Source organism: Streptomyces huiliensis (assembly GCF_020037025.1).
Taxonomy (GTDB): domain Bacteria; phylum Actinomycetota; class Actinomycetes; order Streptomycetales; family Streptomycetaceae; genus Streptomyces; species Streptomyces huiliensis.
Genome location: NZ_JAIQLH010000056.1, coordinates 1 through 25,299, shown reverse-complemented (window position 1 = coordinate 25,299; position 25,299 = coordinate 1). Strand labels below are relative to the sequence as shown.

The following is a 25,299-nucleotide window of genomic DNA, read 5'->3' as shown; positions in this document are numbered from 1 at the left end:
AGGGGTGCCGATGAAGCCCGCGACGCGCGCCGCGCTCCGGCATGTACTGACCCACCTGCTCACGCCGCTGCTGATGTGCGTCGGCATGGGGCTCGCCTACCTCGGCGCCTTCGCCGACCCGTCGCCGCACGAACTGCCGGTGGCGGTCGTCGGCTCCGGTCCGAGCGCCGAGCGGCTGGCCGGGGCGATCGGGCAGCGGGCCGGCGACAAGCTGTCCGTCCACACGGTGGCCGACCGCGCGGAGGCCGTGCGGGAGCTGAAGGACCAGGACGTCTTCGGCGCCTACGTCCCCGACCGGCGGGCGCCGGAGCTGCTGATCGCCTCGGCCGGCTCGGACACCACGGCCTCGGCGGTGCAGAAGGTGTTCACGCCCGTCGCGGCCCGGGAGGGCGCGCCGCTGAAGGTGACGGACGTGGTGCCGCCCTCCGAGGGCGACCCGACCGGGCAGGGCATCTTCTTCCTGCTGGTCGCGCTCAGCATCGGCTCCTACGCCTCGGTCGCCGTGATCGGCGGGGCCGGCGGGGCGCTGGCGCTGCGGATACGGGCGGTGCTGGCCGCCGCCACCTCGCTGGTGGTCAGCGTGATCGGTGTGGTGCTGGCGGGGCCTGTGTTCGGCCTGGTGGACCACGGGCTGTGGGGGCTGTGGGGCCTGTCGTGGCTGTACTCGGCCGGCGTGCTGTTCGTCGGCACCGGACTGCACACCTTCCTCAAGCGGTGGACCACGCTCGGCGTCATGGTGCTGTTCGTGATGCTCAACTTCACCAGCGCCGGCGGCGTCTTCCGGCCCGAGCTGCAGAACGGGTTCTTCGCCGGGCTGCACGGCTTCTGGAACGGCGCCGGCTTTGTGGAGGGCACCCGCAGCCTCGTCTACTTCGGCCACTCCGGGCTGGGCGGCCATGTGGCCACGCTGGCGGTCTGGCTGGTCGTGGGGCTCGCCGTGCTGGGGGCCGCGTGGGCGGTGGAGCACCGGCGCGGGGTACGGGCGGCGGAGCGGGCTTCCGGTGCCGGCCCCGAGGCCGAGGAGGAGATGGAGGAAGCCGTCGGCGTCTGAGGCGGGAGGGGGCCCGGAGCTCGTAGGCTGGGCGGGTGATGAATCCGGAGACCGACGTGCCGGCCGAACCGGGCACCGAGCGGCTGGAGCGGGCCGTGCGGGCCGCCGAGCAGGCGCTGATCGAGTTCGAGATCGCGGTGGAGACGTTCCGGGTGGAGGTGGAGAACTTCTCCCGGCTGCACCACCAGCGGCTCGGCCCGCTGTACGGGCGGCTGGACGAACTGGAGGCGAGGATCGCCGAGGCCGTCGCCGCCCGTTCCGGCGACCCGGACGACCTGAAGCGGGCGCGCGAGGCGCGGGCGCTGGTGCAGCCGATGCCGGACGTCGAGGAACTGCTCGGCGGGTGGATGGACTCCGACGGGCTGTCGCCCGAGGCGAGCGCCATGCTCACCGGGCAGCGGGTCCGGCCGCCCGAGCGCGTCCGGCCCAGCGACGCGGCCCGCAAGGCGTACCGCGACCTGGTCCGCCGGGCCCACCCGGACCTGGCCACGGACGAGGCGGAGCGGCGGCGGCGCGAGGAGTTCGTCGTCCGGGTCAACGAGGCCTACGCGGCGGGGGACGAGGAGCGGCTGCGCGCCCTGGCCGAGGAGTGGGCCGCCGGGCCCGTCCCCGGGCAGCGCCGGCCGGACCGGGCCGAGGAGCTCTACGCGCGGCTGGAGTGGCTGGCCCGGCGCAAGGAGCTGCTCGCCGAGCTGGCCGCCGAGCTGGAGTCCTCGGCGATCGGCGCCATGATCAAGATGGCGCCGGAGGACCCCGACGGGCTCCTCGACGAGATCGCGGGCGGGCTGCTGGCGCAGATCGCCGAGCGCGAGACCCGGCTGGCCTCGCTGGCCGGGTAGGGCGGCGTGGTCCGGGGCCGCCGCGTGGTCCGGGGCCGCCGCGTAGTGCGGGGGCCGCGTGGTGCGGGGGTCGCGTGGTGCGGAAGGTCGAGCGGTGCGGGGGCGGGCAGTGCGGAGGGCCGGGTAGTGCGGAAGGTCGGGTAGCGTCGGACGCATGATGTTTGGTTCCGGGGTTCCCACGGTCGAGGTCGGCGCGCTCGCGGCCGACGACTTCCTGCTGGACGTGCGCGAGGCCGACGAGTGGGAGGCCGGGCACGCCGAGGCCGCCCTGCACATCCCGATGAGCGAGTTCGCCGCGCGATTCGGCGAGCTCACGGAGCGGGCGCCCGACGGCGGGCGGATCAACGTGATCTGCCGCTCCGGCGGCCGCTCGGCCCAGGTGACCGCCTACCTGGTGCAGCAGGGCATGGACGCGGTGAACGTCGGCGGCGGCATGCAGGCATGGGAGGCCGCGGGCCGTCCCGTGGTGGCGAACGGCGGCGGGCCGGGTGCGGTGATCTGAGCCTGTCGGGGCGTGGTCCACGTGGCGCGTGGTCCGCGTGGCGCGTGGCCCGAGCGACGCTTGGTTCGCGCGGCACTCGGTTCGCGCCGCGCGTGGCTCGGGCGGCCGGGCCCTGGGGCGCGGCCGGAGGCCGTCCGGCCGGCGGACCGCCCAGGGCAGCCTCGCCGTTCCGGTGAACGAGCCTGCCGTCGCCGACGGCCGCGGTCCCGGGCGTTCGGGGGCCGCGTCGCGGGGTGAACCCGGCGGGCCGAAGCCGGCGTGGTCGGTCGCCCCCGTGCGTCGCCGGTGCACGGTCCCGGCGGCCGGTGGCCGGGCGGGTGCGTGATCCGTCTCCGGGCCCCTCGCGGACGCGACGCCGGGCCCGCTGCTCAGCGGTCGAAGTCCAGTTCCACCTCCTCCGTCACCGGCCGCGACTGGCAGGCCAGGACGTAGCCCGCCGACAGTTCGTCGTCCTCCAGGGCGAAGTTGCGGTCCATGCGCACCTCGCCGGAGACCAGGAACGCCCGGCACGTTCCGCAGACGCCGCCCTTGCAGGCGTAGGGCGCGTCGGGGCGGTTGCGCAGGACGGCCTCCAGCAGGGAATCGCCCTCGCGGACGGGCCATCGGCCGCCGCGGCCGTCCAGCGTGGCCGTGACCGTGCCGCGGGCGGGCGCGGTGGCGGACCGGGGCGGGGCCGGGGCGGCCGGGCCGTCCTCCACGTGGAAGATCTCCTGGTGGACGCGGTCCCGGGGCACTCCCAGGCCGCTCAGCGCCCGCTCGGCGGCCAGGACCAGCCCGTGTGGGCCGCAGAGGAACCAGCCGTCCACCGAGCCGACCGGGAGCAGCGCGGGCAGCAGGCCGGTCAGCCGCCGCTCGTCGAGCCGCCCCGAGGCCGGGCCGGCCTGCTGCTCCTCCCGGGAGAGGGTCTGGACGACCTGGAGCCGGCCGGGATAGCGGTCCTTGAGGTCGGCGACCTCCTCCAGGAACATCGTGGACGCCGTCGTGCGGTCGCTGCGTATGAGGGTGAAGCGGGCCGCCGGCTCGCGGGCGAGCAGGGTCGTCGCGATGGACAGGACGGGAGTGATCCCGCTGCCGCCGACGATCGCGGCGAAGTGCCCGGGGCGCGGCTCCAGGACGAACCGGCCCGCCGGCGTCATCACCTCCAGCTCGTCCCCCGCCCGCAGTTCCTTGAAGGCGTAGGTGGAGAACGCGCCGCCGTCGACCAGCCGGACGCCCACCCGCAGGGTGCTCGGCCCGTCGGGGCCGGGGGCCTCCCCGCAGACGGAGTAGGTGCGGCGTATCTCGGCGCCTTGAAGAACACCCTGGACGGTGTGGCGCACGGTCAGGTGCTGGCCGGGGGCGTGGCGGAAGGCGGCGCGGACCCCGGCGGGGACGGTGAAGGTCACGGCGACCGCGTCGTCGGTGAGCGGTTCGACGGACGCCACCCGCAGGCGGTGGAAGGTGCCGTGGCGGGCCGCTGCCATCAGTGCAACTCCTTGAAGTGGTCGAAGGGCTCGCGGCACGCGTCGCAGCGGCGCAGGGCCTTGCAGGCGGTGGAGGAGAAGCGGCTGAGCAGCGTGGTGTCCGTGGAGCCGCAGTGCGGGCAGCGGATGGCGAGCTGTACCGGGACGGGGCCGCCGGGCCCGGAGGGCCGGGGCGGGGCGACGCCGTGCTCGGCGAGCTTGCGCCGGCCCTCGGCGCTGATCGCGTCGGTGGTCCAGGGTGGCGAGAGCACGGTGCGGACCTCGACGTCGGCGACTCCCTCGGCGTGCAGGGCGCGCTCTATGTCGGCGGACATGGCCTCGACGGCGGGGCAGCCGGTGTAGGTGGGGGTGAGGTCTACCTCCACCCGGCCGGGGGCGGTGACGCGCAGGTCGCGCAGGACGCCGAGCTCCTCCAGCGAGATGACGGGCAGCTCGGGGTCGGGGACGGCGCCGGCCAGCGCGCGCAGCCGCTCCTCCAGGGGCGTCGGCCGGCCGGCGGCCCGGGGCGGGGGCACGGAGCCGGTCACCATGACGCCCCCGGGTGGCTGCGGTGGAGGTGCTGCATCTCGGCGAGCATGCGGCCGAAGGGCTCGGTGTGGACGCCCTGGCGTCCGCCGCCCGCGGTCCAGGCGTCCGACGCCGGCCCGGTGGGGAGCTCCAGCGTCGCCTGCCGGAGGGTCCCTCCGACGCGGTCCGTCCACGCCTCGCGCAGGGCGGCCGGGTCGACGCCGTCCAGGCCCTCCACCGGCCGGAACAGCTCGTCCGTGTACCGCCACAGGGCGTCCAGGGCCCGGCGCATCCGCTCGTGGCTCTCGGGCGTTCCGTCGCCGAGCCGCAGTGTCCAGTGCTCGGCGTGGTCGAGGTGGTAGGCGACCTCCTTGACGGCCTTCGCCGCCAGCGGGGCGAACGGCCCGTCGCCCTCGGCGAGCCGGGCGTACAGCAGGTACTGGTAGGCGGAGAAGTAGAGCTGCCGGGCGATGGTGTGCGCGAAGTCCCCGTTGGGGCGCTCGACGAGCTGGACGTTGCGGAAGGCGCGTTCCTCGCGGAGGTAGGCCAGTTCGTCCTCGTCGCCGACGAGCGAGAGCAGGGTGCGGGCCTGGCCGAGCAGGTCGAGGGCGATGTTGGCGAGCGCGACCTCCTCCTCCAGGACGGGGGCGCTCCCCGCCCACTCCCCCAGCCGGTGGGCGAGGACCAGGGCGTCGTCGCCGAGCGCGAGGGCGGCCGGGACGGGCACGGGCCCGGCGGAGGCACGGGTGGTCGGGGTGGTCGCGGGGGTCACAGGTGCCGCACCCCTTCGGGGATCTCGTAGAACGTCGGGTGGCGGTACGCCTTGTCGCCGGCCGGCTCGAAGAAGGGGTCCTTCTCGTCCGGCGAGGAGGCGGTGATGGCGTCGGAGGGCACGACCCAGATCGAGACGCCCTCGGACCGCCGGGTGTACAGGTCCCGGGCGTTGCGCAGGGCCATCCGCGCGTCCGGGGCGTGCAGGCTGCCGGCGTGGGTGTGCGAGAGGCCGCGCCTGCTGCGGACGAACACCTCCCACAGCGGCCAGTCGGTGCCGGTCATGCCATCGCCTCCGGGTGCTCGGTGGGGCCGGACGCGGCGGTCCCGCGCTCGGGGGTGGGGTGCGGGGTGCCGCCGCCCGGGCCGGGGGCGGGAGCGTGCTTGGCGGCGTACGCGGCGGCGGCCTCCCGTACCCAGGCGCCCTCCTCGTGGGCCTCGCGGCGGCGGGCGAGCCGCTGCTCGTTGCACGGGCCGTTGCCGCGCAGGACCTCGTTGAACTCGTCCCAGTCGATCGGGCCGAAGTCGTAGTGCCCGGTCTCCTCGTTCCACCGCAGGTCGGGGTCGGGGAGGGTGAGGCCGAGGGACTCGGCCTGCGGGACGCAGATGTCGACGAAGCGGCGGCGCAGTTCGTCGTTGGAGTGCCGTTTGATCTTCCAGGCCATGGACTGGGCGGAGTGCGGGGATTCGCCGTCGGGCGGGCCGAACATCATCAGCGACGGCCACCACCAGCGGTCCACCGCGTCCTGGGCCATGGCGTGCTGTGCCTCGGTGCCGCGGCTGAGGGCGAGCAGCAGCTCGTACCCCTGGCGCTGGTGGAACGACTCCTCCTTGCAGACGCGGATCATGGCGCGCGCGTACGGGCCGTAGGAGCAACGGCAGAGGGGGACCTGGTTGGTGATGGCCGCGCCGTCCACGAGCCAGCCGATGGCGCCGACGTCGGCCCAGGTCAGGGTGGGGTAGTTGAAGATCGAGGAGTAGCGCTGGCGGCCTGCGTGCAGCTTGTCCAGCAGCTCGTCCCGGCCGACGCCCAGGGTCTCGGCGGCGCTGTAGAGGTAGAGGCCGTGGCCGGCCTCGTCCTGGACCTTGGCCATGAGGATGGCCTTGCGCCGCAACGACGGGGCCCGGGTGATCCAGTTGGCCTCGGGCTGCATGCCGATGATCTCGGAGTGGGCATGCTGGGCTATCTGCCGGATGAGGGTGGTGCGGTAGGCGTCGGGCATCCAATCCCGCGGCTCGATGCGCTCGTCGGCGGCCACCGCGGCGTCGAACACCGCCTCCAGAGCCGCCCTGTCCACCGTTTCCGGTGCCGTCGTGGTCATGCCGATGCCCCCTCGTCCGATGTGAACGCGTGAACGCCGGGTCGGCGGCTCGGGGAAGGGAGAGGCTTCCGGGCCAACCGACCGATCGTTCGGTTCAATGTTGAGGTGGCCCCGGAGCGGTGTCAAGCCTGTGGATAACCGGCTGTCACCGGCTGTGGACAACAGCGGGGGGCCGCCTCGCGACCCCTACGGGACGGGTGCCGGGACCCCTGACGGTGGGCCCTGCGAGGGCCGGTCGGTGGGACGAAGGTCTTATGGCCGCTGCGTCGTCCGCGTCCGGGTCGGTACCGTTCGGGTGCGCGGAAGGCGTCCGCGCGCGATCGACGAGCGGAAAACGGGGCGTACATGGACACGGACGACGGACGCGAGCGGAAGGACGGCGCCGGTGAACGGGCTCCGGCCGCACCCGCCGGGCTGTCCCGGCCCGCCCGCTGCGCCATCGCGCTCGGCGCCCTCACCGTCGCCGTGGTGACAGTGGTGCACCTGGGCATGATGTTTCTGCATGTGGCGCCGCCGAACACGGTCAGCAAGCAGCACTCGTCGACCATCGCCGACTACGTCCTGCCCGAGTTCGAACAGAACTGGAAGTTCTTCGCGCCCAACCCGCTCCAGCAGAACATCCACGTCCAGGCCCGCGCCCAGGTACGTGCCCCCGACGGCGAGGTCAGGGTCACCCCGTGGACCGACCTCTCCGCCCAGGACGGCGCCGCCATCCTCCACAACCCCCTCCCGAGCCACGCACGGCAGAACCAGCTCCGTCGCGCCTGGGACTTCTACCTCGCCTGGCACGACGACCAGGGCCGGCCGCTGGGCAAGCGGAGCCCGCTCGCCGAGGAGTACCTGCGCCGGATCGCCGTCTCCCGGATCGACCTCGACCGCGAGCCGGGCGACCTCGAACGCGTCCAGCTCCGCTCGCTGACCTCGAACGTCGCACCGCCGCCCTGGAGCAAGGGCCAGACCGGCGACCCGGTGCGGCGTGAGCTCGCCTGGTGGCGGGTCGAGTCCGACGACCTGAAGGTGGTGCGCGTCCGGTGAGCGTCTCCTCCGTACGTACCGCCTGGTCGGACGCCTACGCGCGGGTCACCGGCAGCTCCCTCGGCCCGTACCAGACCGCCCTGATCCGGATCGGGTTCTCCTTCACCTGGCTGTTCTTCCTGGCCCGCGAGTGGGTCAACAGCCAGGAGCTGTACGGCCCCGACGCCCCCTGGAGCTGGGACCTCGCCCGGCGGCTGACGGACGACAACGGCGCCTTCACGGTGCTCATGTGGTCCGACAGCGGCTGGTGGTTCCGGCTGGTCTACCTGCTGGCGATGGTCTCGGCCCTGCTGCTGATGCTCGGCTGGCGGACCAGGACCATGTCCGTCCTCTACATGATCGGCCTGCTGTCGCTGCAGAACCGCAGCGTCTTCGTCGGCGACGGCGGGGACAACGTCCTGCACCTGATGGCGATCTACATGGTGTTCACCCGCTGCGGGCAGGTGTGGTCGCTGGACGCCCGGCGTGCCAGACGTCGCGCGGCCGCCGGCCCGGGCGGCACGGCACCGGACGAGTCGGCTCCGGGCACCGCGCTGACGGAGGAGGGCAAGGACCGGGACGTCCCCGGGATCGTGCTGTGGACGGTCTGCGGCCTCGCGCTGGCCTTCGCGACGACGGCCGCCGACGCCCGGCTCTCCTGGACCGCGCACGGGCCGGTCCCCGGCATCGGCTGGGCCGCGCTGCTGTGGGCGCTGTGGAGCGGGCACGGGCTCTGGTGGGCCGTGCGACGGTACGGCGGCACCGAACCGCGCGCGGTCATGGCCGCGTTCGGGCACCTGATCCACAACGCCGCCCTGCTGGCGATACTCGCCGAGGTCTGCCTGATCTACGGCGCGGCCGGCTGGTACAAGGTGCAGGGCTCGCTCTGGCAGGACGGCAGCGCGCTCTACTACCCCCTGCACCTCGACTACTTCTCCCCCTGGCCGAGCCTGTCGCACGCGCTCGCCGCCAGCGGCGTCGTGGTGCTGCTGCTCAGCTACGGCACGGTGGCGGTCCAGGCGGCCTTCCCCTTCACGCTGATCAACCGCAGGGTGAAGAACGTCCTGGTGGTGGCGATGATCGCGGAGCACCTGGGGATCGCGGTGCTGCTGGGGCTGCCCTTCTTCTCCCTGGTGATGGTCTTCGCGGACGCCGTGTTCCTGCCGACGGCCTTCCTGGTGTGTGCGGGCGGCGCGGTGGGGCGGACGGCGGCACGCGGCTGGAGTGCGCTCGTCCGGTTCAACCGGCGCGAGATCCCGGCCCAGTGGAACCGGCGGGCGGGGGTCCGGGCATCCGAGACCGGTGAGACGGAAGCGGCGCACGGGAAGGCGGAGGCCGAAGCGGATCCGGCTCGTTCGACGACCGGGTGACGGCCACCGGAACCCTCTGCCCCACGCCCCCCCAGGTCAGCGCCGTAGGCTGAGCCCATGACCGAGGACGCGACCGATATCGCCGTGCGGCAGTGGGGCGAGCTGGCCCCCGGTGCCGTGCTGCTCGACGGATTCCACGCCATCAAGCACGCCCTGCGCTTCGGAGCCCGGGTCGGCCCCGTGCTCACCACCGACCGGGCCGCCGTCCTGGCGCTGGCCGACCGGCTCGCCGACGACGTGACCGACGCGCTGAACGGTCTGCTGACCGAGGTGGACCGGGCCGTCCTGCGCGAGCTGGTGCCCCGGGGCCACACCACCGAGGTCGCCGCGCTGGCCGCCCGGACCGTCCGCGAGGACAACCTCGCCGCGCTGGCCCGCCGCCCCCGGCCCGCGCCCGTCGTGCTCCTCGACAACCCGCGCAACCTCGGGAACGTCGGGGCGGTCGTCCGGCTGGCCGCCGGTTTCGGCGCGACCGGTGTCGTCACCACCGGGGACCTCGACCCGTGGCACCAGAACGCCGTCCGTGCGGGCGCGGGGCTGCACTACGCCACGGCCGTGGAGCGGGTGGACCCCGACGGCCTGCCACCGGGGCCGCTGTTCGCGCTGGACCCGGAGGGCGAGGGCATCCGGTCCGTCACCCTGCCGGACGACGCCGTCCTCGCCTTCGGATCCGAACGCCACGGCATCTCGGACGAGGTGCGGGCGCGGGCGGACCGGCTGATTTCGCTGCCGATGCGCCCGCAGGTGTCCAGCTACAACCTCGCGACGAGCGTGGCGATGGCGCTCTTCCACTGGGGCGGGCCGGCGGAGGCGGTCTGACGGCCCGCGTCGGCCCACCCGCCCGTCACGCCTGGCGCCGCACCTCCACCGTGCGGAACCGGCTCGCCACGAACGCCGCGTCGCACAGCGCCGCGTTGGCCGCCGGGTTGCCGCCCGAGCCGTGGTAGTCGGAGAAGGCGGCGGTCTGGTTGACGTAGACGCCGCCGGTGAGGTTCAGCGAGAGCTGTGCGCACTCCTCCAGGCACGCCTCCTCGATCAGCCGCTCCGCCTCCGTGGAGGTGGTGTACGCCCCGACGGTCATCGCGCCCTTCTCCCGCACCGTGCGGCGCAGCAGTTCCACCGCCTCCGCCGTGGAGTCCACGGCCACCGCGAACGACACCGGGCCGAAGCACTCGGAGAAGTACGCGGCCTCGGCGTCCGGCTTGGCGCCGTCGAGCTTGACGATCACCGGGGTGCGGACCGTCGCGTCGGGGAAGTCCGGGTTGGCCACCGTGCGCGAGGCGAGCGCCACCTCGCCGAGCCGGCCGGCCGCCTCGACACGCTCCTTGACCTGGTCGTTGACGATGGCGCCGAGCAGGGCGTTGGCCCGGGCGTCGTCGCCCAGCAACTTCCCGACCGCCGCCGCCAGATCGGCCACCACCTCGTCGTACGTCTTGTGGCCGGCGTCCGTGCCGATGCCGCCGCGCGGGATCAGCAGGTTCTGCGGGGTGGTGCACATCTGGCCGCTGTAGAGGGAGAGCGAGAAGGCCAGGTTGGACAGCATCCCCTGGTAGTCGCCGGTGGAGTCGACGATCACGGTGTTGACGCCGGCCTTCTCCGTGAAGACCTGCGCCTGCTTGGCGTGGGCCTCCAGCCAGTCGCCGAACGCCGTGGAGCCGGTGTAGTCGATGATCCGGACGTCCGGGTGGACGGCCAGCGACTTGGCGATGCCCTCGCCGTCCCGCTCGGCCGCCAGGGCGACGAGGTCGGGGGAGAAGCCGGCCTCGCGCAGCACCTCGCGCGCGGCGCGCACGGTCAGCGCGAGCGGCAGGACCGCGCGCGGGTGCGGCTTGACCAGGACGGGGTTGCCGGTGGCGAGCGAGGCGAAGAGGCCGGGGTAGCCGTTCCAGGTGGGGAAGGTGTTGCAGCCGATGACAAGGGCGATGCCGCGCGGCACCGCGGTGAACTCCTTGGCCAGTTTCAGCGGGTCGCGTTTGCCCTGCGGCTTGACCCACTCGGCCGTCCGCTCGGCCTCGGCCTGCGCGGCGTAGGCGTAGGCGACGGCCTCCAGCCCGCGGTCCTGGGCGTGCGGGCCGCCGGCCTGGAACGCCATCATGAACGCCTGGCCGCTGGTGTGCATGACCGCGTGCGCCATCTCGTGCGTCCGGGCGCTGATCCGCCTGAGGATCTCCAGACACACCAGCGCCCGGTGGCGGGGGCCCGCCTCGCGCCACGGGCGCATTGCGGACTTCATGGCCGGAAGCAGCACGGCGAGGTCGGCGTGCGGGTACTCGACGCCGAGCCGCGGCCCGTAGGGGGACACTTCGGAGCCCGTCCAGCCGTCCGTGCCCGGCTGGTCGAGCTCGAAGCGCCGGTCCCGGAGGGCCTCGAAGGCCGCCTGACCCGCGGCGGCGTCCAGGCCGCCGTCCTGGTCGGGGCCGTACGCCTTGGGATGCTCGGGATGCGGTGACCAGTAGGCGCGGGTGCGGATGACGTCGAGGGCCGTGTCGAGCGTGGCGGAGTGCTTCTCGGCCAACTGGTCGATGGTGAGTCCGGCGGTCACGGTTGACCAACTCCTCGTCGGACGGGCGTGGATGCGGTGGCGGTGAACCTGGGAAAGCAGAGGAAAGCGGTGGTGCCGGGTGAAGCGGTGGTGCCGGATCCGCACGGCCGGGTGCCGTTGTCGTACCCGCCAGATACATTAACCGAACGATCGGTCGGGACAAGGGGGCCCGGCGAATCCGGGACCACCTCATCGGGGAGGATCACTGTCATGACCGCAATCGAGCCGGAGCACCCCGTCGCCGTCGTGGGCGCGGGCACCATGGGCCAGGGCATCGCCCAGGTCGCCCTGGTCGCGGGCCATCCCGTGCGGCTGTACGACGCCCTCCCGGGCCGCGCCGAGGAGGCCGCGCGGGCCGTCGCGGGCCGGCTGGACCGCCTGGTGGCCAAGGGCCGGATGCCGGCGGAGGCCCGGGACGCGGCCGTCGCCCGGCTGCGTCCCGTCGCGGAACTCGCCGGACTCGCGGACTCCGCGCTCGTCGTCGAGGCCGTCGTCGAGCTGCTGGACGTCAAGCAGCGGCTGTTCCGCGAGCTGGAGGAGGTCGTCGCCGACGACTGTCTGCTCGCCACCAACACCTCGTCCCTGCCCGTGACGGCCGTCGCCGGCCCGCTGCGCCGCCCCGGACGCCTCGTCGGCCTGCACTTCTTCAACCCCGCGCCGCTGCTGCCGCTGGTCGAGGTCGTCCGGGGGCACGCCACCGACGAGGCCGCCGCCGACCGCGCGTACGCCACCGCCGCGGCCTGGGGCAAGACGCCCGTACGCTGCGCCGACACCCCCGGCTTCATCGTCAACCGGCTTGCCCGGCCGTTCTACGCCGAGGCCTTCCGGCTCCTGGAGGAGCGGGCCGCCGACCCCGCCACCCTCGACGCCGTGCTGCGCGAGAGCGGCGGCTTCGCCATGGGTCCGTTCGAACTGACCGACCTCATCGGGCAGGACGTGAACGAGGCCGTCACCCGTTCGGTGTACGAGGCGTTCTTCCACCACCCGAAGTTCACCCCGTCCCTCGCCCAGCGGCGCCTGGTGGAGGCGGGGCTGCTGGGACGCAAGAGCGGGCGGGGCTGGTACGACCACGCGGAGGGCGCCGCGCGGCCGGAACCGGACACCGCGGCTCCCGAGAAGGCGCCCGGGGCACTCGTCCTGCACGGCGTGCTGCCTCCCGCCGCAGCCGTCCTGCCGGAGCTGATCGAGGCGGCGGGCATAGCCGTGACGCGGGGAGAAGCGGGTGGCGCGGACGGCGGGTACTTCGCGCTGCCCGGCGGCGCCCGGCTCGCCCTCACCGACGGCCGTTCCGCCACGGGCGACGCCGGGGAGCCGGCCGTCCGCTTCGACCTGGCCCTGGACTACCGCTCCTGTGCCCGGGTCGCGCTCGCGGCCTCCCCCGGCACCTCCCCGGCCGATCTGCGGGCCACCGTGGGCCTGTTCCAGGCGCTCGGCAAGAAGGTCAGCGTCGTGGCGGACGCCCCCGGCCTGATCGTCGCGCGGACCGTCGCCCTGCTCGTCGACCTCGCCGAGGACGCCGCCGGGCGCGGCGTCGCCGGGCCGGAGGACATCGACACCGCCATGCGGCTCGGCGTGAACTACCCGCGCGGGCCGCTGGAGTGGGGCCGGGAGCTCGGTGCCGCGTGGGTCCGCCGCTTCCTGGCGAACATGGAGTCCGAGTACCCGGGCGGCCGTTACGCCCCGTCCCAGCCGCTGCGCCGCCGAGCGGCCGTCAAGGAGAACCTGCTTCCATCATGACCATGGCCAAGCGTGACACCTACACGCCCGAATCGCTGCTCGCGGTCGCCGTCGCGGTGTTCAACGAGCGGGGCTACGACGGCACCTCCATGGAGCACCTGTCGAAGGCCGCGGGGATCTCCAAGTCCTCGATCTACCACCACGTCAGGAGCAAGGAGGAGCTGCTGCGGCGGGCCATAAGCCGCGCGCTGGACGGGCTGTTCGCCGTCCTGGACGAGCCGGGTGCCACCACCGGCCCCGCCGTGGAACGGCTGGAACACGTCACCCGCCGCACCGTCGAGGTGCTGATCGCCGAACTGCCCTACGTGACGCTGCTGCTGCGGGTGCGCGGCAACACCGACACCGAGCGCTGGGCGATGGAGCGGCGTCGCGAGTTCGACCACCGGGTCGCGGCCCTCCTCAAGGAGGCAGCGGCCGACGGCGACCTGCGGGCCGACGTGGACGTCCGGCTGGCGACCCGGCTCCTCTTCGGAATGATCAACTCCGTGGTGGAGTGGTACCGGCCGCAGCGCGGCAACGCCGCCACCAGCGAAGAGGTCGCCGACGCGGTGATCAACACGGCGTTCGCGGGGCTGCGGGCGCACTGAGGCGGGCGCGCCGGCGGCCGTGGCGTCGCGCGCCCGGGCCGCCTCCCGCGGCTCATCTGTCGCACCCGTCCACGCCCTCCTTGAGGTCCTGCTCCTCGAAGACCAGCAGGGTGCGGGTGCTCAACACCTCCTCTATGGCCTGGATCCGGGTGAGCACGAGCTCGCGGAGGGCGCGGTTGTCCTTGGTGTGGACCAGCAGCAGGACGTCGAAGTCCCCGCTGACCAGGGCGATGTGCGACGCCCCCGGCAGCACCCGGAGCTTCTCGCGCACGGTGCGCCAGGAGTTCTGCACGATCTTCAGCGTGATGTACGCGGACGCGCCCTGCCCCGCCCGCTCCTGGTCGATGCGTGCCCCGAAGCCGCGGATCACCCCGTCGTCGATGAGGCGGTTGATCCGCGCGTAGGCGTTGGCGCGGGACACGTGCACCCGCTCGGCCACGGACCGTATCGAGGCCCGTCCGTCGGTCTGGAGCATGTGCAGGATCGAGCGGTCGATCTCGTCGAGCGGTCGGGCGGGCGTTCTTGGGCTCGTTTTGGCCATCTGTTCGTCCGGCATACCGCCATGCCTCCCCTGGGTGGACGCGCTGTTCATATCTCAGGCTGTGGAGAACCGTTTGTCCACAGGCCCGGGCCGCCTGTAGCCAAAATGCACCGGCAACCGAACAATCGGTAGGGAGAGTGCGGGGCGCTTTCCGGTCACACCTGCCCCACGCCTGCCCTCTCGCCTGCCGCACGCCTGCCTCACGCCTGCCCACAGAGGAGGTGCTCGTCATGACGGTCCTGGAGCAGCCCGGTGCCTACCGGCCGACCCCGCCCCCCGCCTGGCAGCCCCGCACCGACCCCATGCCGCTGCTGCCCGACGCGGAGCCGTACCGGTTGCTGGGCACCCCCGCCGCGGACACGCTGGACCCCGAGCTGCTCCGGCTGCTCCACGGCCACCTGGTGCGCGGGCGCCGCTACAACACCCAGGCCACCGCCCTCACCCGGCAGGGCCGGCTGGCCGTCTACCCGTCCTCCACGGGCCAGGAGGCGTGCGAGGTCGCCGCCGCCCTCGCCCTGGAGGACCGCGACTGGCTCTTCCCCAGCTACCGCGACACCCTGGCCGCCGTCACCCGCGGCCTCGACCCCGTCCAGGCCCTCACCCTGCTGCGCGGCGACTGGCACACCGGCTACGACCCGCACGAGCACCGCGTCGCCCCGCTGGCCACGCCGCTCGCCACCCAACTCCCGCACGCCGTCGGGCTGGCGCACGCCGCGCGGCTCAAGGGGGACGACGTCGTCGCCCTCGCCATGGTCGGCGACGGCGGCACCAGCGAGGGCGACTTCCACGAGGCGCTGAACTTCGCCGCGGTCTGGCGGGCGCCCGTCGTCTTCCTGGTGCAGAACAACGGCTTCGCGATCTCCGTACCGCTGTCCAAACAGACCGCCGCGCCCTCGCTCGCCCACAAGGCCGTCGGCTACGGCATGCCCGGCCGGCTGGTCGACGGCAACGACGCGCCCGCCGTGCTGGATGTGCTCACCGAGGCCGTCCGGCGGGCCCGCTCGGGCGGCGGCCCCACACTCGTCGAGGCCGTCACCTACCGCCTCGACGCCCACACCAACGCCGACGACGCCACCCGGTACCGCAGCGACGCCGAGGTCGCCGCCTGGCGCGCGCACGACCCCGTCGAGCTGGTGGAACGGGAGCTGGTCCGCCGCGACCTGGCGGACGGGGACGGCCTCGCCGCCGTCCGGGAGACGGCCGAGCGCATGGCCGCCGACCTGCGCGAACGCATGAACGAGGATCCCGAGCTGGATCCGATGGAGCTCTTCGACCACGTCTACGCCCGGCGGACGGCGCGGCTGCGCGAGCAGGCCGAGCTGCTGCGCGCCGAGCTCGCGGCGGCCGGCGCCGCCGACGGAAGCGGCCGGGGCACAGGGGAAGGAACGGACCGATGACCACCGCGGTCGCCGCGACGGGCCGCAAGCCCGCGACGATGAGCCAGGCCCTCAACCGGGCCCTGCGCGACGCCATGGCCGACGACCCGGCGGTGCACGTCCTCGGCGAGGACGTCGGCACCCTGGGCGGCGTCTTCCGGATCACCGACGGGCTGGCGAAGGAGTTCGGCGAGGACCGCTGCACGGACACGCCGCTGGCCGAGGCGGGCATCCTGGGCACGGCCGTCGGCATGGCGATGTACGGGCTGCGGCCGGTGGTCGAGATGCAGTTCGACGCGTTCGCCTACCCGGCGCTGGAGCAGCTCATCAGCCACGTCTCCCGGATGCGCAACCGCACCCGGGGCGCCCTGCCCATGCCGATCACCGTCCGCATCCCCTACGGGGGCGGCATCGGGGGCGTCGAGCACCACAGCGACTCGTCCGAGGCGCTGTACATGGCCACCCCAGGGCTGCACGTCGTCACCCCGGCCACGGTGGCCGACGCGTACGGGCTGCTGCGCGCCTCCATCGCCTCCGACGACCCGGTGATCTTCCTGGAGCCCAAGCGGCTGTACTGGGCGAAGGCCGACTGGGAGCCGGACCGGCCGGAGGAGGTGCCGGGCGTCGGCACCGCCGTCGTCCGCCGGCGCGGTACCTCGGCCACCCTGATCACCTACGGGCCGTCCCTTCCGGTCTGCCTGGAGGCGGCCGAGGCCGCCACGGCGGAGGGCTGGGACCTGGAGGTCGTCGACCTCCGCTCGCTGGTCCCGCTCGACGAGGAGACCGTCTGCGCCTCCGTCCGCCGCACCGGACGGGCGGTCGTGGTGCACGAGGCGACCGGCTTCGGCGGCCCCGGCGGGGAACTGGCCGCCCGGATCACCGAGCGCTGCTTCCACCACCTGGAGGCCCCGGTGCTGCGGGTCACCGGGTTCGACATCCCGTACCCGCCGCCGATGCTGGAGAAGCACCATCTGCCCGGGGTGGACCGGGTGCTGGACGCGGTGGCGCGGTTGCAGTGGGAGGCGGACTGGACCTCTTCGGGGACTGCTCCGGGGAGTGCTGCGGGGACCGTTCCGGGGACGCCGGGGGGTGTGCGCTGATGGCCGCCGTACGGGAGTTCGCGCTGCCGGACCTCGGCGAAGGGCTCACCGAGGCGCAGGTGGTCCGCTGGCTGGTGGACGTCGGTGACGTCGTCGCGGTGGACCAGCCGGTCGTGGAGGTCGAGACGGCCAAGGCGATGGTCGAGGTGCCGTGCCCCTACGGGGGCGTCGTCACGGCGCGCTTCGGCGAGGAGGGTGCGGAACTGCCCGTAGGGGCTCCGCTGTTGACGGTGGCGGTGGGGGAGCCGGCCGATGGCGGTATCCCTGAGGCGGATCAGGGGCGTCAGGGGGGCGACGAGGGCTCGGGCAACGTCCTCGTCGGTTACGGGACCCAGGCGCCGGCCGCCCGCCGGGCGCGGGTCCGGCCTCAGGCCCGCCTGGCGCCGGGGCCGACGTCCGGGCCTGCGTCGGCAGCGGCTGGTGTGGCGGCTGTGGACGGTGTGGCCGTGGACGGCGCTGCTCCGGCGGGGGCCACGGCAGGGGCGGCGGCGACCGTGGCCGTGATCTCGCCGCTGGTACGACGGCTGGCCCGGGAGCGCGGGGTGGACCTCGCGCGCCTGCGCGGCACCGGGCCCGACGGGCTCATCCTGCGCGCGGACGTCGAACGCGCCTGCGCCCCGGAGCTTGCCTTCGCGCCGGAGCCGGTTCCGGTGGTCGGGGAACGCGTCCCGCTGCGCGGCCTGCGCGGGACTGTCGCCGAGAAGCTGAGCCGCAGCCGGCGCGAGATCCCGGACGCCACCTGCTGGGTGGACGCCGACGCGACCGAACTGCTCGCCGCCCGGCGGGCGATGAACGACGCGCCCGGCGGCGACCCCGGCCGTACCAAGATCTCCCTGCTGGCGCTCCTGGCCCGCGTCTGCACGGCCGCGCTCGCCGAGTTCCCGGAGCTCAACGCGACGGTGGACACCGAGGCGCGGGAGATCGTCCGGCTGCCGGCCGTCCACCTCGGGTTCGCCGCCCAGACCGAACGCGGCCTCGTCGTCCCGGTCGTCAAGGACGCGCACACGCGCAGCACGGCCTCCCTCCAGGCGGAGATCGCCCGGCTCACCGAGGCCGCCCGCGAGGGCCGGCTGACCCCGGCGGAGCTGACCGGCGGCACGTTCACCCTCAACAACTACGGGGTCTTCGGCGTCGACGGGTCCACGCCCATCATCAACCACCCGGAAGCCGCCATGCTGGGCGTCGGCCGGATCGTCCCCAAGCCCTGGGTGCACGAGGGCGAACTCGCCGTACGCCATGTGGTGCAGCTGTCCTTCACCTTCGACCACCGCGTGTGCGACGGGGGGACGGCCGGCGGGTTCCTCCGGTACGTCGCCGACTGCGTCGAGCGGCCGGCGTTGCTCCTCAGGTCGCTCTGAGGGGCGCTCTGAGGGTCGTTCTGAAGGTCGCTCCGAAGCCGGGAGCCGCTCCTTCCGTTCCCGGAAGGAGGCGGGCGGAACGGTCGCCTCCCGGCGGGCGCATACTGCGGGGGTGACGGACACGGTTTTCGACGCGGTCGTACTCGCCGGGGGAGCCGCCCGGCGGCTGGGCGGGGCGGACAAGCCCGGCCTGCGGATCGGCGGGCGCTCCCTGCTCGACCGCGTGCTCGGGGCGTGCGCCGGCGCCCGCACCACCGTGGTCGTCGGGCCGCGCCGGGCCACGGTCCGGCCGGTCACCTGGGCCCGCGAACAGCCGCCCGGCGGCGGCCCGCTGGCCGCCCTGTCCGCCGGGCTGCGCCACACGTCGGCCGAGGTCGTCCTCGCCCTCTCGGCCGACCTGCCCTTCCTCGACGCCGGGGCGGTCGAGGCCCTGGTGGGGGCGGCACTGGACGGCACCGAAGGTGCGGTCGTCACCGATGCCGGCGGGCGCGACCAGCCGCTCGTCGCCGCGTACCGCGCGGAGCCGGTCCGCCGGGAACTGGCCCTGCTGGCGACCGAGCACGGGACCCTTACGGGTCTTCCCGTACGGCTGCTCACCCAGGGGCTGTCCCTGACCCGGCTGACCCACCACGAAGCGTCGTTCGACTGCGACACCTGGGAGGACATCGGGACGGCCCGCGCCCGCATCAGGGACGATGGGACGGTGCTCGATGAATGGATCGCCGCGGTCAAGGCCGAACTCGGCATGGAACTCGAGGTCGACAGAGCCCTGCTGCTCGACCTGGCGCGCGACGCCGCGCACGGCGTGGCCCGTCCGGCCGCCCCGCTGACCACCTTCCTCGTCGGCTACGCCGCCGCCCAGCGTGGCGGTGGCCCGGAAGCGGTCGCCCAGGCCGCCCGCGAGGCCGCCGCCCTGGCCGAGCGGTGGGCGGCCGAGCAGGGCGACTCCCCGTCCGGCACCCCCGCGGGACCCCCGTCATGAGGGACCGCGAGGCGGACGCGGCGGCGCTGGACCGCGCCACGGACGAGGCCCTGGCCCTGCTCTCCGGCGGGCGCGGCGGGTCCGGACATCCGGAACGACAGGAACGGACGGTGGCTCCGGTCGAGGGCGGTACGACGGGTGATGCCACTGTCGGCGCCAGGGGGAAGGCCGTGCCGGGTGCACGTGATGCAAACGTGCTCCCCGGGGCTGCCGGGGGCCCTGGGGTTTCAGGGGAACGGCCGGGATCCGGCGAGCCGTTGACGGATGTCTGGCGGTCGATCCGCGAGGTGGCCGGAGCGGACGAGCCGTCCCGCGCCCGGGACGCCGTGGGAGTGGGTACGTGTGCGACCGGTGGCACCCCGGCCGGGCCGCCCGGCCGCGAGCCCGGCCGCGAGCCCGGCCGCGAGCCCGGCCGCGAGCCCGGCCGCGAGCCCGGCCGCGAGCCCGGCCGCGAGCCCGGCCGCGAGCCCGGCCGCAAGCCCGGCGACGGGCACCGCGGCGCCGAGGTCCTGACGGACGTGTGGCGCTCGATCCGTGACATGACCGGTGGTACCGGCGACCAGGGCCCGCGTTCCGAGCCCCCGCCCCCGCCCCCACCCCCGCCCGTGTCCGTGTCCGCGCATGCCGACGCACGCGAGGGACTGACGGACGTCTGGCAGTCCGTGCGGGACGCCGCCATCTCCGGTGGCATGCCTCCCGAGGACGAGGCGCGCCGCGGCGTGCGACGGCAGCGCCCCGACGACGGCGAGGAGTTGACCGACATCTGGCGGTCGGTCTGTGACGTGAGCGCCGGTACGGACGAGGACGAGCGCCGGCCCGATCACCGTGACGGCACCGGAGCGGATCCGGCCCCCGCCGGGACGACCCGTAAGGGGGCGGTGGCCGAGCCGGTCGCCTCTCGAGCCGGCAAGCGTAAGCCCCCCAAGGGAGCGCCCACTTCACCGCGCCGGAAGCCCGGGAACGAGAACGGAGCGGACACCGCGAACGAGAAGGCGAACGACGCCGAAGACCGCCCCTCCAGGGACAGCGCGGACGCAGGCGCGAGCGGTGAGCACGCCACCCCTCCGCCCCCCGACCACGGCCGCACCCCGACAGGGGCTCCCCGCCGTTCCCTGCCCTGGCCCACGGCCGGCGGCGTCGCGGCCGGGGCCGCCGAGCCCCTCCCGGCCCTCGCCACCCCCCTGGCGGAGGCGGTCGGACGGACGCTCGCCGCGCCCCTCACGGCGCTGACGGACCTGCCGTCGTTCGACACCTCGGCGATGGACGGCTGGGCGGTCGCGGGTCCCGGCCCCTGGCGCCTTCCGGAGGACGCGGATCATGGCATCCTCGCAGGCCACACCGGTGACGAGGCCCTGCGCGACGGCCACGCCGTACCGATCGCGACGGGCGCCCGCATACCGGCCGGCGCCACGGCCGTACTGCGCTCCGAGCACGGCCGGACGAGCGGGGGCGAACTGCACGCGACCCGCCGTACCGCCCAGGGCCAGGACATCCGCCCGCGCGGCCAGGAATGCCGCCTCGACGACGAACTGCTGCCCGCCGGCACGCTGATCACCCCCGCCGTGCTCGGCCTCGCCGCCGCCGCCGGCCACGACGAGCTGCGCGTGACCGCCCGCCCGCGGGTGCTGATCGTCGTCCTCGGCGACGAACTCGTCCACGAGGGCCTGCCGCAGGACGGCCGTATCAGGGACGCGCTCGGGCCGATGCTCGGCCCCTGGTTGCGATCCCTAGGGGCCGAGGTGATCGACACGCGGCGCCTGGGCGACGAGGAGGACGCGCTGCACGACGTGCTCGCCGCGACCGACGCCGACCTGGTGATCACCACCGGCGGCACGGCATCAGGCCCGCGCGACCAACTGCACCCCGCCCTGCGCCGCCTCGGCGCGGAACTGCTGGTCGACGGCGTCGCCGTCCGCCCCGGACACCCCATGCTGCTCGCCCGGCTCGCCCCCGGACGGCACCTCGTCGGCCTCCCCGGCAACCCGCTGGCGGCGGTCGCGGGCCTGATCACCCTCGCCGAACCGCTGCTGCGCGGCCTCTCCGGCCGCGCCGCGCCGTCCCTCCGCCGCGCCGTGCTCACCGGGCCCGTGCCGAGCCACCCGTCCGACACCCGCCTGGTGCCGGTCGTGCTGCGCGGCGGGGACGGGGCGCGTCCGCTGCGCTTCCACGGCCCGGCGATGCTGCGCGGACTGGCCGCGGCCGACGCCATCGCGGTGATCCCGCCGGGCGGGAGCACGGCCCGCGGCCGGGTCGCCCTCCTCGACCTGCCGTGGACGGCCACGGGAGGCGGCGTCGGCTGAGCGGCGGGACGAAACCCCCGCCCCTTACGGTGCGTGCATGACAGGCACGTCACCTTCAACGCCGCCCCTCCTCTTCCTCGACGTCGACGGTCCCCTCATCCCCTTCGGCGCGACGAGCCGGCAGCTCCCGGACGGTTACCCGATCTTCCGCAGCCCCTGGTACGCCCCGCGGCCGCGGGCAGCCGACGGCGGCAACCCCCTGCTCACCAGGATCGACCCCGCCCTCGGCCCCGCCTCGCGGCCCTGCCCTGCGAACTCGTCTGGGCGACGACCTGGATGTCCGACGCCAACGACTACGTCTCGCCCTGGCTCGGCCTGCCCCCACTTCCCGTAGTGGACTGGCCCGACCCGGCGGACGACCCCGACGCGCCGAACGGAACCGGGCGACGGGACGCCGTCCACTGGAAGACCCGAACCCTCGTCGCCCGCGCGGCCGGACGCCCGTTCGCCTGGGTCGACGACGAGATCGGCGACCCCGACCGCCACTGGGTCCGGACCCACCACCCCGTAGGGGCTCTCCTCCACCGGGTCGACCCCGTAAGGGGCCTGAGGGACGAGGACTTCGCCGTACTGGACACGTGGCTGCGGAGCGCGGGCGGCCAGGAGCGGTGACGGCGGGGAGCGCCCCTATCACAACCGGCTCACTATGTGTGCTTTTTCTGTGACAATGCGTTGCCGAGCTCTAGTGTCGTACGGCAGGGTCGACCGCCGGAGCGAGAGGAGGCTTGCCCATGACCGCCGCGATACACCCCACGCCGTCGCTCGCCGGGGCACCATGGGGGCGAGGAGGCGATTCCATGACCCCCAGCTCCGTTGACCGGCCTCAGATGTATGTCGAAGAGTTCGAGCAGCTGGCGCACCACGCTCCAGAGACTGTGCGTCTGGAGTTCATCAGGGGGAAGGTCGGGGTCAAGCCCGTGCCGAACGGTAATCACGGCGAAATCATCAGGTGGCTCCAGAAGCAGTGCATGCAGCACGTCCCAGAAGCCTGGCTCTACCCTGAGCAGGGCCTGAAGGTCGAGCAGTACCGCAAGGGCCGGGCCCGCCCCGACGGGGCCCTGGCACCCGAGGAGTACTTCCTGGGGCAGGGAGAATGGGCCGATGCCAAGGGCGTGTTGATGGCGGTGGAGGTGACCTCCGCCGATTCGGACGCGAACGCGCGAGACCGGCTCGAAAAGCCCGACGGTTACGCTGCCGTCGGCGTCCCCGTCTACTTGCTGATCGACCGTGACGACCACCTGGTGTACGTGTTCTCGGAGCCGGAGGGCGGCAAGTACCGGAACGTCGTCAATCAGCCCTTTGGAGGGCGGGTCGACCTTCCGGTACCCGTCGGCTTCTCCTTGGAGACGGAGAAGCTGAAGGACTTCGCCGACTGAGCTTCGGCGTCACTCCGACGCGCCCGCCGCCTGCCGGATGGTGATCACGCGGTCGGTGAGGCGGAGGGGGGTCGCCTCGGGGTCGGTGAAGTTGAGGAGGCGGTGGCCTCGGACGACGGCGACGACGAGGTCGGCGCAGTCGCGGGGGGAGTGGCCCGCCTCCGCCTTGGTGACCGGGCGGTCGACGACGTCCAGGCCGGTGCCGTAGGTCAGCAAGTCCTCCATCACGGTGCCGACGTACGGACTGACCATCGACATGCCGAGCATGCGGCCGGCCGAACTGGAGCTCGTCACCACCGTGTTCGCGCCGCTCTGCCGGAGGAGCGGCACGTTCTCGTCCTCGCGGACGGCGACGACGATCGTGGCCCGCTTGTTCAGCTGACGGGCCGTCAGGGTGACGAGGGCGGCCGTGTCGTCCCGTTCCGTGGTGATCACCACGTGGGAGGCGTTCTGGAGTTCGGCGCGGAGGAGGGTGTCGGAGCGGGTGCCGTCGCCGACGACGCCCACGATGCCGTCGCAGGCGGCGGCGTCGACGGCCTTCTTCTGCGGGTCGACGACGACGATCCGGTCCTTGGGGCGGCCCTGGCCGACCAGCGTCTCGATCGTGTGCCGGCCCTTGGTGCCGTAGCCGATGACGACGGTGTGGTCGCGCATCCGGGACCTCCAACGGTGTATGCGGACCTGGTGGCGCGTCCGCTCGGTCAGCACTTCCAGCGTGGTGCCGACCAGGATGATCAGGAACAGCACGCGCAGCGGGGTGACGACGAAGATGTTCGTCAGCCGGGCCGCGTCGCTCACCGGCGTGATGTCGCCGTAGCCGGTGGTCGACAGCGTGACGGTCGCGTAGTACGCGGCGTCGACGAAGCCGACCGGGCCGCCGGCGTTGTCGTGGTAGCCGTCGCCGTCCAGCCACACCACGCACGTCGTCAGCATCAGCACCATCAGGGCCATCACCAGCCGCCGCAGCACCTGTTGCAGGGGCGCGGTCACCCGCTGGACGGGGAGGACGATGGAGCGGCCCGCCTCCGCGTCCTCGGCCTCGGCCCGGGTGCGGCGCCAGAGGGACTTGAGGAGCAGCCGGCCGCCCCTGTGGTGGTCCGGGATCTCCGGCGGCGGCGGGGAACGGTGGCCGCTGGTCATCCGGTTCCGGGGCGCGGAGGACGACGATGGGTTCGGCACCCGTCCATGATCCCTGATGCGGCTCGGGGTACGGCACACGCGCGGCCGACGTCCGGCCCGGACCTCGGGCGGGACCCTAGGGGACGCGGCGGGCGGGGAGTAGCCTCGCGCCATGTATGCGATCACCATTCCCGAGCCCGGCGGGCCCGAGGCGCTGGCCTGGTCCGAGGTACCCGACCCCGTACCCGGTGAGGGGGAGGTGCTGGTCGAGGTCGCCGCGACGGCCGTCAACCGCGCCGACCTGGTGCAGCGGCAGGGGTTCTACGACCCGCCGCCCGGCGCCTCCCCGTACCCCGGCCTGGAGTGCTCGGGCCGGGTCGCGGCGCTCGGCCCCGGGGTGAGCGGCTGGGCGGTCGGCGACGAGGTGTGCGCGCTGCTCGCCGGCGGCGGTTACGCGGAGAGGGTCGCCGTCCCCGCCGGCCAGCTGCTGCCCGTACCCGACGGCCTGGACGTCGTGACCGCCGCCGCCCTGCCCGAGGTCACCGCGACGGTCTGGTCCAACGTGTTCATGCTCGCCCACCTGCGGCCCGGCGAGACGCTGCTCGTGCACGGCGGCGGCAGCGGCATCGGGACGATGGCCGTGCAGCTCGCCAAGGCGGTCGGCGCGCGGGTCGCGGTCACGGCGGGGAGCCGGGAGAAGCTGGAGCGCTGCCGCGAACTCGGCGCCGACATCCTCGTCGACTACCGGGAGCAGGACTTCGTCGAGGAGATCCACAAGGTGACCGGCGGCGCCGGTGCCGACGTCGTCCTCGACATCGTGGGCGCCAAGTACCTGAACCGGAACGTGGACGTCCTGGCCGTCAACGGCCGCCTCACCATCATCGGCCTGCAGGGCGGCCGCAAGGCCGAGCTCGACCTCGGCAAGCTGCTGACGAAGCGGGCCGCCGTCATGGGCACCACCCTCCGCGCCCGGCCGCTCGCCGAGAAGGCGGCCATCGTGGCGGCCGTCCGCGAGCACGTCTGGCCCCTCGTCTCGGGCGGCCGGGTCCGGCCCGTCGTCGACCGGACGATGCCGCTCCGGGACGCGGCCGAGGCGCACCGGATCGTCGAGGGCAGCTCGCACGTGGGGAAGGTGCTGCTCACCACGGGCTGAGGCTCGCGAGGCGGGAGCCGGTCGGGCGGGTGGGCGGCGGGCCGGTGATCGGGTTGGCGGGCCGGTGTAGGGCCGGCGTGTCACCCGTCCGGCCGCCTGGCGTGCCCGGGGCGGGCGGGCGTGTGACGGTGGACGGGTGATCGCTCTGATCGCTCTGTTCGCCGAAGCCGCCGGTGTGCATCGGGCCGTGCGGGCGTGTCGGTCGCGGGCGCCCGGGCGCCCGGCCGCTCCGGCCGCCGCCTTGGCCGTGGTGGCGCTGGCGGCCGTCCTCGCCGGGCCGGCCGACGCG

23 protein-coding genes and 1 pseudogene are annotated in these 25,299 nt (G+C 74.2%); 16 read left to right on the top strand and 8 right to left on the bottom strand.

What is annotated here, in order from left to right:
- Positions 1-10: 10 nt before the first annotated feature.
- The 3 genes from JNW98_RS11905 to JNW98_RS11895 all read left to right on the top strand — a co-directional run bounded on the left by JNW98_RS11905 (position 11) and on the right by JNW98_RS11895 (position 2,392).
- Entirely contained in the window at positions 11-1,051 is a 1,041-nt protein-coding gene (locus JNW98_RS11905; RefSeq protein WP_223768131.1) for an ABC-2 transporter permease, read from the top strand.
- A gap of 38 nt (positions 1,052-1,089) precedes the next feature.
- Positions 1,090-1,890 carry a hypothetical protein gene (locus JNW98_RS11900; protein WP_223768130.1) on the top strand — a complete coding sequence of 267 codons (801 nt, stop codon included), beginning with the start codon at positions 1,090-1,092 and terminating at the stop codon, positions 1,888-1,890.
- 154 nt (positions 1,891-2,044) lie between these two features.
- Positions 2,045-2,392: a rhodanese-like domain-containing protein gene (locus JNW98_RS11895; protein WP_223768129.1), complete on the top strand. Its 348-nt coding sequence runs from the start codon at positions 2,045-2,047 to the stop codon at positions 2,390-2,392.
- A gap of 368 nt (positions 2,393-2,760) precedes the next feature.
- Here the strand turns inward: JNW98_RS11895 and JNW98_RS11890 are convergent, their stop codons facing one another.
- Genes JNW98_RS11890 through paaA form a run of 5 tightly spaced genes read right to left on the bottom strand, consistent with a single transcriptional unit; the run spans position 2,761 to position 6,455 of the window.
- Complete coding sequence (locus tag JNW98_RS11890; RefSeq protein WP_223768128.1) at positions 2,761-3,855, bottom strand: 2Fe-2S iron-sulfur cluster-binding protein; 1,095 nt, start codon at positions 3,853-3,855, stop codon at positions 2,761-2,763.
- Positions 3,855-4,385, bottom strand: coding sequence for a 1,2-phenylacetyl-CoA epoxidase subunit PaaD (gene paaD / locus JNW98_RS11885; protein ID WP_223768127.1), 531 nt, complete (start codon positions 4,383-4,385; stop codon positions 3,855-3,857). The genes JNW98_RS11890 and paaD overlap by 1 nt, the downstream gene beginning before the upstream one ends.
- On the bottom strand, positions 4,379-5,134 hold the full coding sequence (gene paaC, locus JNW98_RS11880) for a 1,2-phenylacetyl-CoA epoxidase subunit PaaC (RefSeq protein ID WP_223768126.1): 756 nt from the start codon (positions 5,132-5,134) through the stop codon (positions 4,379-4,381). Before paaC ends, paaD begins: the two co-directional genes overlap by 7 nt.
- Positions 5,131-5,418, bottom strand: a complete 288-nt coding sequence (gene paaB, locus JNW98_RS11875; RefSeq protein ID WP_004939950.1) for a 1,2-phenylacetyl-CoA epoxidase subunit PaaB — start codon at positions 5,416-5,418, stop codon at positions 5,131-5,133. Before paaB ends, paaC begins: the two co-directional genes overlap by 4 nt.
- Positions 5,415-6,455: a 1,2-phenylacetyl-CoA epoxidase subunit PaaA gene (gene paaA, locus JNW98_RS11870; protein WP_223768125.1), complete on the bottom strand. Its 1,041-nt coding sequence runs from the start codon at positions 6,453-6,455 to the stop codon at positions 5,415-5,417. The genes paaB and paaA overlap by 4 nt, the downstream gene beginning before the upstream one ends.
- A 345-nt stretch (positions 6,456-6,800) precedes the next feature.
- On the opposite strand from paaA, the gene JNW98_RS11865 reads away from it, so the two are divergent.
- From JNW98_RS11865 to JNW98_RS11855, 3 genes are read left to right on the top strand one after another with little or no spacing between them, the layout of a single operon-like run.
- The gene (locus JNW98_RS11865) at positions 6,801-7,490 is read left to right on the top strand and encodes a DUF5819 family protein (RefSeq protein ID WP_223768124.1); all 690 of its coding nucleotides are present in this window, start codon (positions 6,801-6,803) and stop codon (positions 7,488-7,490) included.
- Positions 7,487-8,839 carry an HTTM domain-containing protein gene (locus JNW98_RS11860; RefSeq protein ID WP_223768123.1) on the top strand — a complete coding sequence of 451 codons (1,353 nt, stop codon included), beginning with the start codon at positions 7,487-7,489 and terminating at the stop codon, positions 8,837-8,839. Before JNW98_RS11865 ends, JNW98_RS11860 begins: the two co-directional genes overlap by 4 nt.
- 57 nt (positions 8,840-8,896) lie before the next feature.
- Positions 8,897-9,658: a TrmH family RNA methyltransferase gene (locus tag JNW98_RS11855; RefSeq protein WP_223768122.1), complete on the top strand. Its 762-nt coding sequence runs from the start codon at positions 8,897-8,899 to the stop codon at positions 9,656-9,658.
- A gap of 25 nt (positions 9,659-9,683) precedes the next feature.
- Here the strand turns inward: JNW98_RS11855 and paaN are convergent, their stop codons facing one another.
- The gene (gene paaN / locus JNW98_RS11850; protein WP_223768121.1) at positions 9,684-11,381 is read right to left on the bottom strand and encodes a phenylacetic acid degradation protein PaaN; all 1,698 of its coding nucleotides are present in this window, start codon (positions 11,379-11,381) and stop codon (positions 9,684-9,686) included.
- A gap of 210 nt (positions 11,382-11,591) precedes the next feature.
- Here paaN and JNW98_RS11845 point away from each other — a divergent pair, with 210 nt between their 5' ends.
- Positions 11,592-13,118: a 3-hydroxyacyl-CoA dehydrogenase gene (locus JNW98_RS11845; protein ID WP_223768120.1), complete on the top strand. Its 1,527-nt coding sequence runs from the start codon at positions 11,592-11,594 to the stop codon at positions 13,116-13,118.
- On the top strand, positions 13,115-13,705 hold the full coding sequence (locus JNW98_RS11840; protein ID WP_223768119.1) for a TetR/AcrR family transcriptional regulator: 591 nt from the start codon (positions 13,115-13,117) through the stop codon (positions 13,703-13,705). The genes JNW98_RS11845 and JNW98_RS11840 overlap by 4 nt, the downstream gene beginning before the upstream one ends.
- A gap of 52 nt (positions 13,706-13,757) precedes the next feature.
- Here JNW98_RS11840 and JNW98_RS11835 read toward each other — a convergent pair whose 3' ends face one another.
- Entirely contained in the window at positions 13,758-14,261 is a 504-nt protein-coding gene (locus JNW98_RS11835; protein ID WP_223768118.1) for an Lrp/AsnC family transcriptional regulator, read from the bottom strand.
- A gap of 215 nt (positions 14,262-14,476) precedes the next feature.
- Here JNW98_RS11835 and JNW98_RS11830 point away from each other — a divergent pair, with 215 nt between their 5' ends.
- The 7 genes and pseudogenes from JNW98_RS11830 to JNW98_RS11800 all read left to right on the top strand — a co-directional run bounded on the left by JNW98_RS11830 (position 14,477) and on the right by JNW98_RS11800 (position 22,738).
- Positions 14,477-15,643: a thiamine pyrophosphate-dependent dehydrogenase E1 component subunit alpha gene (locus JNW98_RS11830; protein WP_223768117.1), complete on the top strand. Its 1,167-nt coding sequence runs from the start codon at positions 14,477-14,479 to the stop codon at positions 15,641-15,643.
- Entirely contained in the window at positions 15,640-16,722 is a 1,083-nt protein-coding gene (locus tag JNW98_RS11825; protein ID WP_223768116.1) for an alpha-ketoacid dehydrogenase subunit beta, read from the top strand. Before JNW98_RS11830 ends, JNW98_RS11825 begins: the two co-directional genes overlap by 4 nt.
- Positions 16,722-18,080 carry a dihydrolipoamide acetyltransferase family protein gene (locus JNW98_RS11820; protein WP_223768115.1) on the top strand — a complete coding sequence of 453 codons (1,359 nt, stop codon included), beginning with the start codon at positions 16,722-16,724 and terminating at the stop codon, positions 18,078-18,080. Before JNW98_RS11825 ends, JNW98_RS11820 begins: the two co-directional genes overlap by 1 nt.
- 112 nt (positions 18,081-18,192) lie before the next feature.
- Entirely contained in the window at positions 18,193-19,062 is an 870-nt protein-coding gene (locus JNW98_RS11815) for an NTP transferase domain-containing protein (protein ID WP_223768114.1), read from the top strand.
- Positions 19,063-19,751: 689 nt separating this feature from the next.
- On the top strand, positions 19,752-21,362 hold the full coding sequence (locus JNW98_RS11810) for a molybdopterin molybdotransferase MoeA (protein ID WP_443732498.1): 1,611 nt from the start codon (positions 19,752-19,754) through the stop codon (positions 21,360-21,362).
- A 37-nt stretch (positions 21,363-21,399) separates the two neighbouring features.
- Positions 21,400-21,974, top strand: a pseudogene (locus tag JNW98_RS11805) (HAD domain-containing protein).
- A gap of 185 nt (positions 21,975-22,159) precedes the next feature.
- Positions 22,160-22,738 carry a Uma2 family endonuclease gene (locus tag JNW98_RS11800; protein WP_223768113.1) on the top strand — a complete coding sequence of 193 codons (579 nt, stop codon included), beginning with the start codon at positions 22,160-22,162 and terminating at the stop codon, positions 22,736-22,738.
- Positions 22,739-22,747: 9 nt separating this feature from the next.
- Here the strand turns inward: JNW98_RS11800 and JNW98_RS11795 are convergent, their stop codons facing one another.
- Positions 22,748-23,917, bottom strand: coding sequence for a potassium channel family protein (locus JNW98_RS11795; RefSeq protein ID WP_223768112.1), 1,170 nt, complete (start codon positions 23,915-23,917; stop codon positions 22,748-22,750).
- A 112-nt stretch (positions 23,918-24,029) separates the two neighbouring features.
- Here JNW98_RS11795 and JNW98_RS11790 point away from each other — a divergent pair, with 112 nt between their 5' ends.
- On the top strand, positions 24,030-25,010 hold the full coding sequence (locus JNW98_RS11790) for an NAD(P)H-quinone oxidoreductase (RefSeq protein ID WP_223768111.1): 981 nt from the start codon (positions 24,030-24,032) through the stop codon (positions 25,008-25,010).
- Positions 25,011-25,299: the final 289 nt, after the last annotated feature.